Source organism: Paenibacillus sp. JT31N7 (assembly GCF_059692095.1).
Map to the genome: position 1 here is coordinate 1,802,559 of NZ_JCAUAT010000001.1, position 12,291 is coordinate 1,814,849.

Here is a 12,291-nt window from a genome sequence, read left to right on the forward strand (position 1 = left end):
GATCAAATATAGAACATATAGCTGTCGCGTTTGCCTTCTTCTTGATAAGAAATCAAAGAAGCCAGAGTTGTGGAATCCAGAACCTCGGCGATGCTGTCCCGGATACGAATCCACAAATCCCGCTTGGCCGGATCGTCTTCTTCCGTAAAATCGACCGGTGAAATCGGTCCTTCCAGGACGCGGATTACTTCACCCGCGGTAATTTCTTCCGCGTTTTTCGAAAGGATATAACCGCCGTAGGCACCGCGGATACTTTTAACAAGACCTGCGTTTCTTAGAGGAGCTACGAGCTGCTCCAGGTAATGTTCGGATAGCTGGTGTTTCTCTGCGATACTTTTCAGCGAGGTCGGCCCTTCCCCGAATCTTGCGGCCAGTTCCATCATTATAGTGAGACCGTAACGGCCTTTTGTTGAAATTTTCAATTTAACACCTCTTCTACCCCTGCTTATGTGTAAGATTACTAGCTCTAGGGTATCCTATTTCTCTATAATTCATTCCATTTAGGCATGTTCTTTACTATGTTATCACAATTCCGATTAATTTGGTTACAAAACCATGACATCTTGATGAAATATTTTCACTTTGCGAAAAGCGCGTTATAATGGGTAGAACCCTGAGGTCCATACAGGTGTCACCAGCCATTTTTGGCAAGAAAGGATTAGAACCGGCCATGAGCAAACAGAGAGTCATTCTCGGTATGTCGGGCGGGGTGGACTCTTCCGTAGCGGCTCTGCAGCTGAAAGAGCAGGGCTATGACGTCATCGGCGTCTTTATGAAAAACTGGGACGATACCGACGAGTTCGGCCATTGTACCGCCGAGGAAGACGCGGAAGACGTACGGAGAGTCTGCGACCAGATCGACATTCCGTTTTATACGGTTAATTTTGAAAAAGAGTACTCCGAGAAGGTGTTCCAATACTTCCTGGATGAATACAAAAGCGGGCGCACCCCGAACCCGGACGTCATGTGCAACCGTGAAATCAAGTTCGGCGAGTTCTTGCAGAAAGGTCTTGATCTGGGAGCCGATTTTATCGCGACCGGCCATTATGCCCGCCTGGAGGAACGTGACGGCGAGTTCGTTCTGCTTCGCGGAAACGATTCGAACAAGGACCAGACTTACTTCCTGCACGCGCTGAACCAGTACCAGCTTTCGAAGGCCATGTTCCCTATCGGGCACATGCCGAAGCCGCAGGTCCGTGAAATCGCGGCGGCTGCGGGCCTTGCCACCGCCAAGAAGAAGGACAGCACCGGCGTTTGCTTTATCGGCGAACGGAACTTCAAAGAATTCCTGAGCCAGTACCTGCCCGCCCAGCCGGGTGACATCCAAACGCTGGACGGCGAAGTAAAGGGCCGCCACGACGGTTTGATGTACTACACGCTGGGTCAGCGTCAGGGACTCGGAATCGGCGGCTCGGGTACCGGCGAGCCCTGGTTCGTTGCGGACAAAGACTTGGAGCGCAACATTTTGTACGTCGTTCAGGGAGACAAGCACCCGCGCCTTTACAGCAAAGGTCTGTCCGCCACGGACGTGAACTGGATCAGCACGCGGAAGCCTCAGGGAGAGTTCACCTGTACGGCGAAATTCCGTTACCGCCAGCCCGATCAGGGCGTTACGGTAACACTGGGCGAGGACGGAACGGCGGAAGTGGTGTTCCACGATCCCCAGAAAGCCATCACTCCCGGTCAGTCCGTCGTTTTCTACGACGGTGAAATTTGCCTGGGCGGCGGCATCATTGATAAGGTGCACCGCTAAGATGAACCATTCCGGGCCGCCGGACTCATAGAAGCGGCCGCATGGCCGTGTACAGCCTGACGGAAAAATTCGTCCGGAAAGCGGCGGAGGCTCACGGAATGCAGACGGAACATGCCTTCCGGAATGTTGCCTAGGCGGCTCCGCTGCACCGCGGCCGTTCCGGCTTCAAACGGGCCCTGCTACCTGCTCGCGCAGCGGCTTCGTCCGAGCGGACGGTCTGCTCGGCACCGGCAAAAAAGAACGCTAATCCTCTTGAGGATTAGCGTTCTTTTTGTAAGTATATATGGAGATTTCCGGATACTTACGATTAGAACAGCGATTGATTACCTGGGAAATAATTCACCCCGTTAGCTGTTCCCGCTCCAAGCTGTGCTTACAACCCGTTCTCGGGCGTAAGATCGGCCGGTTTGATAGCGGGGGATTCCTCATAAAAGATTTTCTTGACCTTCTCCCTCATCGGCTTAGAAACGAGTGTATACAGAAGGTCCCCTTCGATAAGCTCCGTATTTCCGTGAGGGGTTATAATTTTTCCTTTGCGGACGATTGCCGTAATCAGAACCTCATCCGGAAGCTCCAAGTCACTGATCAGCCTGTTGTTGACCGGACCGTTTTCCGTCACTTTAATTTCAATAATTTCCGCATTCGCTTTCCCGAGAGCGAGAAGCTCCAGGGTGTGAGTGTCGTTCTTGGCCGACCCTTCGGTAAGCCCCAGCTTTTTGGACAAGACGGAAATGGTGGAGCCCTGAACCAGCGTCGATAGAAGCACGATGAAGAAGACGATGTTAAAAAACATGCGTCCGTGCTCCAGTCCCGCAAGCAGCGGATAAGTCGCGAGTACGATCGGAACGGCCCCTCTGAGACCGGCCCACGAGATCAGAAGCTTTTCCCGGTATTGAAATTTCGTGCCGAGCATGCTTCCGAATACCCCGACAGGTCTTGCGACGAACATCAGAATAAGGGCAAGAGCGACTCCCTGCCAGGCAATACTGATTAGATCGTCCGGGAACGCCAACAGTCCGAGCAGCATAAACATCAGAATTTGCATCATCCAGGCAAACCCTTCATGAAACCGCGTGATCGAGAACCGGTAGGCAAAATCCGCGTTGCCGAGCCGAAGGGCCATCACATAGACGGCCAGCAGACCGCTTCCGTGAAGCAGCGCCGTAGACCCGTATGTGAAGATGGCAAAAGCAAGCGCCAGCACGGGATACAGCCCCGAGGAATCCAAATCGATTTTGTTAAGGCTCCAGACGGCCAACCGGCCGATGACCAGTCCCAGCACAAGCCCCAGACCCATCTCCCACAAAAAACTGCCGATCAGAAGAAGAATGCTCGTGTCCGGCATTTGAATAAGCTCGATGAGAGATACTGTCAGAAACACCGCCATCGGATCGTTCGTGCCGGATTCCGCCTCCAGCGTTGAGGTTAGCCTTCTCTTCACGTTCTGATTTCCGAGAACGGCAAATACCGCCGCTGCGTCCGTAGATCCGACAATGGCCCCGAGGAGCAGCCCTTCCTTAAGCGACACCTGCAAAATCCAGTAGGCGCTTACTCCGACGATAACCGTAGTCAGTAGTACGCCTACGGTAGCGAGCATCAGGGAAGGCCGGATCACTTCCTTCACGTGCGTCCACTTCGTATGCATGCCTCCGTCGAACAAAATGACGATAAGGGCCATCAAGCCGAACCACTGTGTCAGCTGGGCGTTGTCGAAATAAATAAAACGGTTGAGCCCCATGCCCACCAGCATAAAAAAAACGAGAGCCGGAAGTCCGAATCGGGACGAAAATTTGGACATAAGCACGCCGGCGAACAGCAGGATGGCAATGAGAAAAATATACTTCTCCGTCATAATCGGTCTCCTTCAGCTACCTGCAGTTCCTGCCGGAAGCCGCAGGCTCTTCTAGAAGGGTCATCGGTTCCGGCGCTGCTGATTTATTTTCATCTTCTCTTCCATACCCTGTTCCGTGGCATTAAAAAACACCTCGCCCTCCAATTGTTCCGGCAAATACGCTTGTTTCACGTAATGACCCGGATAATTGTGAGGATACATATAGCCTTTGTGCCCTAACTTGTCCGCTCCCTTGTAGTGGGTATCTCTGAGATGGAGCGGAACCTCCGCTTGCCCGATTCTGTCCATGGCGGACATGGCTCGTCCGATGGCAAGCGGGATGGAGTTGGATTTCGGGCTTTCCACTGCAAACAGAATCGCCTGGCAGACGATATATTTCGCCTCCGGCCAGCCGATCTTGTGGTAAGCCTCCATCGCCGACACCGCCTGAACCATGGCCTGCGGATTCGCCAGGCCGATGTCCTCGCTGCATGCGACGGTCAGACGCCGGATAAACGTCATCGGGTCCATGCCGAGCTTCTCCACCGCGTACAGGAACCAGAAGAGAGCGGCGTCGGACGACCCGCGCACGCTCTTATGGAACGCGGAGAGGACGTCATACTGCGTCGACTCGTCCGCTTTGACGGTCGGGCGGCGGATGGACTCCTCCGCGATGTCCAGCGTGATGCGGACGACGCCGTCCGCATCCGCCGAGGTCGTCAGCGCGGCGATTTCCAGCGCATTGAGCGCACGACGGATATCTCCGCCCGCCATGAACGCGATATGCGCCAGCGCCTCTTCTTCGGCTTCGATGCCCAGAAAGCCGAGGCCGCGCTCTTCATCGGCGAGGGCACGCTCCATCGCGATGCGGGCATGCTTCTCGGTCAAGCCGTGAAGCTGAAACAGCGTGGAGCGGGAGAGCAGGGCCCCGTTCACATAATGGAACGGGTTCTCGGTCGTCGCTCCGATGAATACAATCGTGCCCTGCTCCACAGCGGGCAGCAGGGCGTCCTGACGGGCCGAGTTGAAGCGGTGCACCTCGTCGAGAAACAGAATCGTCCGCCGGCCGTACAGCGCCTTGGCCGACTTGGCCTGCTCGATCACCTCGCGGACATCCTTGACCGAAGCGTCCACGGCGTTCAGCCTTACGAAATCGCCGGACGTCTTCTCCGATATAATGTGCGCGAGCGTGGTTTTACCGCAGCCGGGTGGCCCGTACAGCACGATCGACGTGATTTGGTCGGCCTCGATCGCCCGGCGCAGCAGCTTGCCGGGACCCACGATATGTTCCTGGCCGATATATTCATCGAGAGTCCGGGGCCGCATCCGGTCCGCGAGAAGCTTCCCGCGGGAATCGTTCTCGGCAGCGGCACTGAATAAGTCCATTTCCATCTGCAATTCCGCCTTTCAACAGCATGTAGAGTATCTACCTATTATACTGTTGACGCCTCTTATTTGTCGAAGCACCGCGTGCTAATGCGCCGTTCCCGCGGAATGAATACGGACATGGGTCTCCACCTTGAATTTCAGCTCAGGGTATATTTTTTGCCAGTCCTCCCATTCCGATACATTGTTCCAGCGCCGGGACATATAATGCAGCCCGAAGCCGATCGGATCCGTCTCATATTTCTGAAGCTTTCTCAGGAAGCGTTCCACCTGCTTATTCATTTCTTTTTCCATCGCATCTTCCAGATTATCCAGAACGGACCGGGTCATTTTCAGCTGACTCTCGTATTCTTCCAGGGTGCCTTTAATGTGAATTTCGTACTTAAGCAGCGGTTCTTCTCCCGGTTTTGCCGTTATTTTGTAGGCAGCTCGTGAGTTTTCCAGATTCAATTCGTAAATGCTTCCGTCATGTTTACCGCTTAAATTCGTTTTCAGATTTTTGGTCGTAAGCAGATTGTACAATTTTGTTTCGTTGGGATTAAGCTCTATGCCGATGCGGTGTTTTTTCATCAGAGCCATCTGATCGATAATAAAATGATCCCCATCCGCTTTGACGATCGGCAGAATGGGATCGACCCCTCTCTCCTCGATCCGCCGCTGGTAGTCGAATAAATACTCCGTTACGATATAGGGCGATTCCGTTCCGCTTTTGGAAAGAGCGAGTATAAGAGCGTTGGAAGGGATACGTTCGGACAGGGGCTTGACTTTCTGAACGTCATAAGCCGTAGGCTTGGCGATGGCAAGCAGGGTAACGAGCTGGATATCCCGGCGGCGCACCCCCCAGTTGATGATTTGATAAATATCGTCGAGGGCCATTTTCTCCCCGATCAGAAATACCTTCATATGACCGAAATCCAGCTCTTTGTCCACTTTGGACTTCGCTTTCCTCACCGCGTCGGCGACCGTCTTGGTTTCCTCGACTATAATGTCGAACTGCTCGGTCCCTTCTTTGGGATTTCCTTGGGGAATCGCCAGCTTCAGGCTGACCCGAAGGTTGTTCTCCTGATCATCCAGCTTGTCTATTCCCATCGAGATCACAAAAATGCGTTTGTCGATATCTTTGAAATTGCAGCCGCCCAGCAGAAGCGGGAGCAGCAGAAGCGGAACGAACAACAGCAGCTTTAGCCTCACTTCTTCTTCTCCTTCCGATACATATAGAATATCAGCAGCACGAAAAAAATTTCAGCTACGATCCGGACTTCGAGAAAAATCTCACCGGCTTTTATGAGCCCCTCCTGATTGAATTTAAGCATTGTCAAGCTCGCTATGGCGAAAACGAGAACGACTCCCAACGGAAGATAGTTAGCTCGCCGCGTACCGGCGGGAAACCGGAACAATCCACGTGCCAGACTTTGCGCCGCATGCCAGTGTACGACCGTGCTGATCAGAAAAAGGGAAATGTACACCAGGTAAAAAACGAAGACGAGCCGTTCGACGAGAAACATATCGATTCGTATGGCATCCGCCAGCGAAAACCAGGGATACACGTAGGTCGATACCCCCATGGAGCCGTGCATTCCGATCGGCACGATCATCGTAAGCAGCAGAAGAAGCAGACCCGACAGCGAAATAAGCAGATAACATCTCATATGAAACTTTTCGAAAACCCGATTATATACAACCAGATTGATATACCCGGTAAAAAGGAAAGTTGCCGCCGCCACCGCCTGAAATGAGGGCCACTGCAGACTGAAGGTGAAGGTTTGGAGCACCGCGTCCCAATCGAACATGGGAGACGTGATAGCCCGGATGATGAAAAACGCGACAATCGGACAGTTGAGCACGAGCAAAATTTCCAGCCCGAACAAGATCGAGGCGGGATTTAGCGTACAGGCCCAGCATACGACGATCAAATAGCCTAGCATAACCAGAAAAGCGGGAACGTCGGGGCTTATGTAACGTAGCGTGATATCCACAAAGGACAAAAGCGTAACGGCCCCGACAAAAAACCAAAGCACGATCATCAATAGCTGGACGACGATATTCAGCCATTTGGGCAGAAACCGCTCCATCATTTCCGGAAACCCCTGCCGGGTGAAAGGAAGAAGCATTTTCGTGAAACTTCTTATCAGCACATAGCTGATGACGACCGAGAGAAGAATCGAAGTCCAGGCGCCGTCGAACCGGTGCTGCAGCAATACTCTCGGCACGTAAATGATAATGCTGATTAAAGCGTTGATGGCGATCAAGTAGTACACATATCTATTGGTGACCATCCGTACCTCCTCCGCGCTGCTCGTCTATATGAAACAGCCGCATGTAAGGGCGCCCGAAGCTGCGAAGATTGCACAAGTATAAAATACTGCCGATCACTCCGACCACGACGCCGAGCAGTCCGAAAATAGCGGCGAGCAAGACGAACCAGTACTTCGCGAAGCGGACGGAAAAGCTCATCATGTTGATCGGAATAACAAAGTTGGAAATAGCAACGGCCGCCACGAGAATAATCATAATGCTGCCGACCAGTCCCGCTTCCGTGGAAGCCGTTCCGAGAATGAGACCGCCGACCGTCGTCGCCGTAGGCCCGATCGCTTTCGGCAGCCGCAAGCTCGCCTCGATCAGAAATTCCATCATGATTAGCATGATCAAAACCTCGACAAATGAAGGATACGGCACGCTCGCCCGGCTCCCTGCGATGAGCAGCGTCAAGTTCATTTTCAAAATTTCGGGGTTGTAGGAAGTAAAGGCCACGTAGAGCGCAGGCAGGGTCAAGGTCATAAACAGGCCGACATACCGGAGAATGAGCAGAAAAAAACCGACGAACGGGAGCTGCACTTTATCGTCCATTGCCGTGAAAAAATCAAAGAAGGTGGACGGCAGAATAAGCGCAAAAGGGCTCGTGTCGATCAGGATGATAATCTTGCCCTCGCTCAGGTTATCGATCACCCGGTCGGGCCGTTCCGTCGTCATCATCGTAGGCACCAGCCGGAAGCCTTCCGGACTGAGCGCTTTCTCCAGCTCGCCCGAAGATTGGATCTTGTCCACCTTTAACTGCGAAAATTTGTCTTTGACGTCTTTAAGGATTCCCTGGTCGACTTTCCGGTCGTCGTAAACGAGCGCGATGGCGGTTTGGGACAAATAACCGACCGTCGAATTTTCGATCTTCAGATTGGAAGATTTATAGCGCCGGCGCACCATATTCAGGTTCGTGAAAACCGACTCCGTAAAGGCGTCCTGAGGCCCCTGCACGATCGCTTCCACCGTGGCGTCTCCCACGCTGCTCTTTACGTCCTGCAAGGCTTCCAGCAGGTATATTTTACCGTCGACGAACAGAGCCACCGATCCCGATAGAATCAAATCGAGCGCTCTGACCACATTCGTAAACTCCATGCCGCTTGGCAGAGATGAAATATACTGCACATAAAGGTCCATGGACCGGATTTCAAAAAACGGAGTGATGAAAAATCTCCGGATCATTTTCGAATCGCACAGGCTTTTCATATAGATCAGCCGCATGGTCCTGCCATCCGAGGTAAGCTCGCAATTTTCCAGATCGGCGGAAAGCGCCAGCTTCTCAGTCAGCCATTGTTCAATCTGTTCCGTCGTCGCATTATTGCCGGTCATTCGATATTCCCCTCCTTCCTCCTAGGTCCGTAACGGTTCTTTGGTTTACGATGCCCAGCTTGCTTCCATGTCATTCCAGGGCTTCGTCTTTACAACCTGCCGAACAGCCGGGACCCTGCCGCGCTTAGATGCCTCCGATCTTTCAATCCCATCTACGGAAAGAGAGCGGCTCTGGAATGTATGAGGGTAGAACGATAATGGCAAAAAAGGATGCCTCATACAAGCGAGGCATCCTTTTGTTCTTTGAATATACTATCTTATTCCAATCAGGCTTTACGCGTTTCATACGTTGCAAGCCGCCTATCGCAATCTGCCCGCGAAACCTCCGCAACTCTGCAAAGCAGCATCGTAGGGAAACCGGCTGTCGTTTCTCGAATGGGCTCTAACGGGGTTTGCTTATCCGACTTCCCTCGCCTCATGTCGATTCCCGTACCACCAAGGCAGTCGGAAACATGGTGACCTCACGCTTCAATGGAAGCTCCTCCCTCAAGCAGGCAAGGAGCCTTTTAACGGCTTCCCGTCCCAACTGCTCCACCGGAATATCGATGCTCGTAATGGTCGGCGTCGTTACCCTGCAGATCGGCTGATTGTCGTATCCGATGACGGCCAAGTCACCAGGCACGCTATACCCGAGATTCACAGCCTGTTTGATCAGCCCTGCCGCGACCTGGTCGCTGCCCGAGAAGAGGGCGGTCGGTTTCTTCTCCGGCAGGTGGTGGATCTCATCCATAATACGGATGCCGTCCAGGATCGAAAAGGCTCCCTCAAAGATCCACTCTTCACGATAAGGCAGGCTGTAGTCCGATAGGGCGGCCAAATACCCCTTCTTCCGCATATTCTGCGCTTCGCTGTTGGCCGTGTCGAAGCAAAAGCCGATGTCCCGGTACCCCTTGTCGATCAGGTGCCGCACCGCAGTATAACCTGATTCGTATTCGTCGTAGCACAGAATGGGGACCGGCGCGGTTTCATGAAACTCGTTGCACATGAGGATGGGTCCCCGCTTCAGGTAAGGGGCGATGTCGTCCCACATGTTCTCCAGTGCGCCAAGAATGATCCCGTCCACTTCCCTATTCTTAAGGAGCTTCATCAGCTGGAGCTCGTTTTCTTTGCGGTAGAAAGTCTGGAACACACACACCTTGTAATTGAATTCCAGCGCTTGCAGCGAGATTCCCTTGATCAGGCCGGCAAAAAAAGGATGGTCTGCCTTGGGAACGGAAACGGCGAGCAATTTGGAGCTGTTGGTGCGCAGCCCTCTGGCCAAGGAATGCGGCGTGTAGCTCATTTCTTCAATAATCCGCAATACTTCCTTCCGCTTCTTCTCGGATACGTAAGGATGATTGTTTAAGACTCTCGACACCGTGGATGTCGATACTTTGCTGAGCTTGGCGATCTCTTGTATCGTAGGCATAAATTTTCCTCCAAAAAATGTCTTGACGTGTCATCGATTTCATAATTTACGATGATTATGGATAGGAATTAATAACAATTTCAGGAAACGGAGGAAAAACCATGCTGACCACCAAAAATAAATATTGGGGAACAAGCAAAGACCTTCTTCAACTGATGGATCGCATCAAAACAGGACGTGACGTAAAGCCGGATTGCTTTGAAAATCATTTGGTAAACAGAAAGATAATAGAAAAATTATACAATTCAGGTAATAAAATTACAATTAATACTTGGATTCGCTCTCTATTCCCCGTTCTTCCCCACTTCCCGGGCAAAGTCGACTTTCTGCCTGTAAACAGGCTGATTTCCGAAGAAGAGGTGGAAGCCATTCTGTCGGTTATGAAAGAGGTGCTCCCGACCGGTCAGTTCACCAGCGGGCCGTATGTGAACCGCTTTGAAGAGATCCTCTCAAGCTACCTGCAAAAAAAATATATCATCGCCACCTCCAGCGGAACGGATGCGGCGATGGTGGCCCTGCTCGCTTTAGGCCTCCAACCCGGCGATGAAGTTATTATGCCGGCCAACAGCTTTGCCGCAACCGAGAATGCCGTGCTTGCGGTAGGCGGTGTACCCGTCTTCGCGGATATTGATCCGCATACGTATACGCTGGACCCGGCAAGCACGGAAGCGGCCATTACGCCCCGGACCCGGTTTATCCTCCCAGTGCATTTGTACGGGAAGAAAGCGCACATGGCGAGGCTCCGTGAGCTTGCGGACCGGTACCGCCTGAAAATTGTGGAGGACGCCTGCCAAGCCATTGGCGTAACGGAACTCGGACGTGAGGGGGATGCCCTGATTCTAAGCTTCAATCCCTACAAGAATGTAGGCGTATGCGGAAAAGGAGGCGCGATCGCTCTCGACGATGAAGAAGCTGCGCAGCGGTGCATGCAGTTTAGCTATCACGGATTTGAGGTTAACGTCAAGAACCGGAAAGTAAGAGACTTCGGATACAACAGCCGCATGGATAACCTGCAGGCCGCTATCGGGATCGAGCGGATAAAGCATTTGTCCCTGAACAATTTCAAACGGATGGTTCTGGCCGACCGGTACCGCCAAGGTTTGCAATCGCTGGCCGACAGCCAAAAAATCCGGCTGCCCGACTTATCCGATGATCATGTCTGGCACCACTTCCCCATTCAAATCCTTAGTGCAGACCGGGACTTGGTGCGGCGCGAGCTGAAGGACAAGTATTCGGCCGAAACCGATATCTACTATCCCGTATTGTCCCACAGGCAAAATACCGCGTTTGTGAATACCCGCTATACGAATGCCCGGCTTCCGCAGACGGAGCAGGCGCACAGCCGGCTGCTGCATCTGCCCATGTATCCGCATTTGACCTGGGAAGAACAAGACCATCTGATGGAGGGACTACGACGTGTTATTAGAGTATAAAGACAGCTTCGTCCGGCTGGAACATCCCGAGAAGCCAAGGCACCTCGTGTTCTGTGACTTTGACGAAACTTATTTTCCGCACGTTCTGCTGGAAGAGCACCGTAGAGAACTCGAAGAGCTTGAATCGTTCATCGAATGGAAAAGCCGCGAGGGAGAATTAATGATCGGCTGGGTAAGCGGCAGTAAACTGGAAGATATTTTGAACAAAATGAACAAGGGGAAATTCCGGATTTTTCCTCACTTTATTGCAAGCGACCTCGGGACGGAGCTCACCTATATGACTCGGGAACGTTACGGCACGAGAGACGAACAGTGGGACCGGCGGCTTGCAAGCAGCGGTTTCTCCGAAGAAGCGGTCGGCACCGCTGTCGGGCGGTTATCTCAGGAACACGGCGTGGAACTGACCCCTCAGACCCAACTGGGCAGCTCCCGTTTCAAATGGAATTTTTACTATAGGCAAAAGGATCCCGTGACAGACCGGCATGCGGTCGAGCACATCCGCAATTTGGCCGGCCAGTACCGGCTGGATGTCAATATCAACCGCTGCAACCCCCTGGCGGGCGATCCGGAAGACTGCTATGACGTGGACTTTATTCCGCTTGGAACCGGCAAGGCGGAGATCGTGCGATTCATGCTGGAGCGGTACGGCGTAGAACCCGAGCGTGCGTTTGCTTTTGGCGACAGCGGGAACGATCTGCTTATGCTCCAGGCCGTCCGGCACGGCTACTTGGTTCACAATGCGACGGAGGAAGCCAAGGGCCTGCATCCCCTGGTCTCCGAAGGGGCTTATGTGAAAGGCATTCTTCACGTGCTAAAAGAACACCTGCAGGCGGGAGACTAACGGTTCAAAGACGCT

10 protein-coding genes are annotated in these 12,291 nt (G+C 52.8%); 3 read left to right on the plus strand and 7 right to left on the minus strand.

From position 1 onward, the window contains the following. Positions 1-2: 2 nt before the first annotated feature. Complete coding sequence (cymR, locus tag AC58P5_RS08125) at positions 3-422, minus strand: cysteine metabolism transcriptional regulator CymR (RefSeq protein ID WP_009676580.1); 420 nt, start codon at positions 420-422, stop codon at positions 3-5. 248 nt (positions 423-670) lie between these two features. On the opposite strand from cymR, the gene mnmA reads away from it, so the two are divergent. Then, positions 671-1,753 carry a tRNA 2-thiouridine(34) synthase MnmA gene (mnmA, locus tag AC58P5_RS08130; RefSeq protein ID WP_497385651.1) on the plus strand — a complete coding sequence of 361 codons (1,083 nt, stop codon included), beginning with the start codon at positions 671-673 and terminating at the stop codon, positions 1,751-1,753. Positions 1,754-2,126: 373 nt separating this feature from the next. On the opposite strand, the gene AC58P5_RS08135 is transcribed toward mnmA, so the two are convergent. The 6 genes from AC58P5_RS08135 to AC58P5_RS08160 form a co-directional block, all read right to left on the minus strand. Beyond that, entirely contained in the window at positions 2,127-3,605 is a 1,479-nt protein-coding gene (locus AC58P5_RS08135; RefSeq protein ID WP_497385652.1) for a potassium/proton antiporter, read from the minus strand. A gap of 60 nt (positions 3,606-3,665) precedes the next feature. Continuing rightward, positions 3,666-4,970 carry a replication-associated recombination protein A gene (locus tag AC58P5_RS08140; RefSeq protein WP_497386042.1) on the minus strand — a complete coding sequence of 435 codons (1,305 nt, stop codon included), beginning with the start codon at positions 4,968-4,970 and terminating at the stop codon, positions 3,666-3,668. Positions 4,971-5,057: 87 nt separating this feature from the next. Next, positions 5,058-6,161 carry a Ger(x)C family spore germination protein gene (locus tag AC58P5_RS08145; RefSeq protein ID WP_497385653.1) on the minus strand — a complete coding sequence of 368 codons (1,104 nt, stop codon included), beginning with the start codon at positions 6,159-6,161 and terminating at the stop codon, positions 5,058-5,060. Further along, positions 6,158-7,246 carry a GerAB/ArcD/ProY family transporter gene (locus tag AC58P5_RS08150; RefSeq protein ID WP_497385654.1) on the minus strand — a complete coding sequence of 363 codons (1,089 nt, stop codon included), beginning with the start codon at positions 7,244-7,246 and terminating at the stop codon, positions 6,158-6,160. The genes AC58P5_RS08145 and AC58P5_RS08150 overlap by 4 nt, the downstream gene beginning before the upstream one ends. Beyond that, the gene (locus tag AC58P5_RS08155; RefSeq protein WP_497385655.1) at positions 7,233-8,594 is read right to left on the minus strand and encodes a spore germination protein; all 1,362 of its coding nucleotides are present in this window, start codon (positions 8,592-8,594) and stop codon (positions 7,233-7,235) included. The genes AC58P5_RS08150 and AC58P5_RS08155 overlap by 14 nt, the downstream gene beginning before the upstream one ends. Before the next feature lie 415 nt (positions 8,595-9,009). Then, positions 9,010-10,002 carry a LacI family DNA-binding transcriptional regulator gene (locus tag AC58P5_RS08160; protein WP_497385656.1) on the minus strand — a complete coding sequence of 331 codons (993 nt, stop codon included), beginning with the start codon at positions 10,000-10,002 and terminating at the stop codon, positions 9,010-9,012. 104 nt (positions 10,003-10,106) lie between these two features. Here AC58P5_RS08160 and AC58P5_RS08165 point away from each other — a divergent pair, with 104 nt between their 5' ends. Continuing rightward, positions 10,107-11,435, plus strand: coding sequence for a DegT/DnrJ/EryC1/StrS family aminotransferase (locus AC58P5_RS08165; RefSeq protein ID WP_497386043.1), 1,329 nt, complete (start codon positions 10,107-10,109; stop codon positions 11,433-11,435). Next, the gene (locus AC58P5_RS08170) at positions 11,419-12,276 is read left to right on the plus strand and encodes an HAD-IIB family hydrolase (protein WP_497385657.1); all 858 of its coding nucleotides are present in this window, start codon (positions 11,419-11,421) and stop codon (positions 12,274-12,276) included. The genes AC58P5_RS08165 and AC58P5_RS08170 overlap by 17 nt, the downstream gene beginning before the upstream one ends. Positions 12,277-12,291 lie beyond the last annotated feature (15 nt).

Excerpts from the sequence above, each read along its gene's own strand:
- mnmA (WP_497385651.1), top strand. The coding sequence starts at position 671 with ATGAGCAAACAGAGAGTCATTCTCGGTATGTCGGGCGGGGTGGACTCT.
- AC58P5_RS08135 (WP_497385652.1), bottom strand. The coding sequence starts at position 3,605 with ATGACGGAGAAGTATATTTTTCTCATTGCCATCCTGCTGTTCGCCGGC.
- AC58P5_RS08140 (WP_497386042.1), bottom strand. The coding sequence starts at position 4,970 with ATGGACTTATTCAGTGCCGCTGCCGAGAACGATTCCCGCGGGAAGCTT.
- AC58P5_RS08150 (WP_497385654.1), bottom strand. The coding sequence starts at position 7,246 with ATGGTCACCAATAGATATGTGTACTACTTGATCGCCATCAACGCTTTA.
- AC58P5_RS08155 (WP_497385655.1), bottom strand. The coding sequence starts at position 8,594 with ATGACCGGCAATAATGCGACGACGGAACAGATTGAACAATGGCTGACT.
- AC58P5_RS08160 (WP_497385656.1), bottom strand. The coding sequence starts at position 10,002 with ATGCCTACGATACAAGAGATCGCCAAGCTCAGCAAAGTATCGACATCC.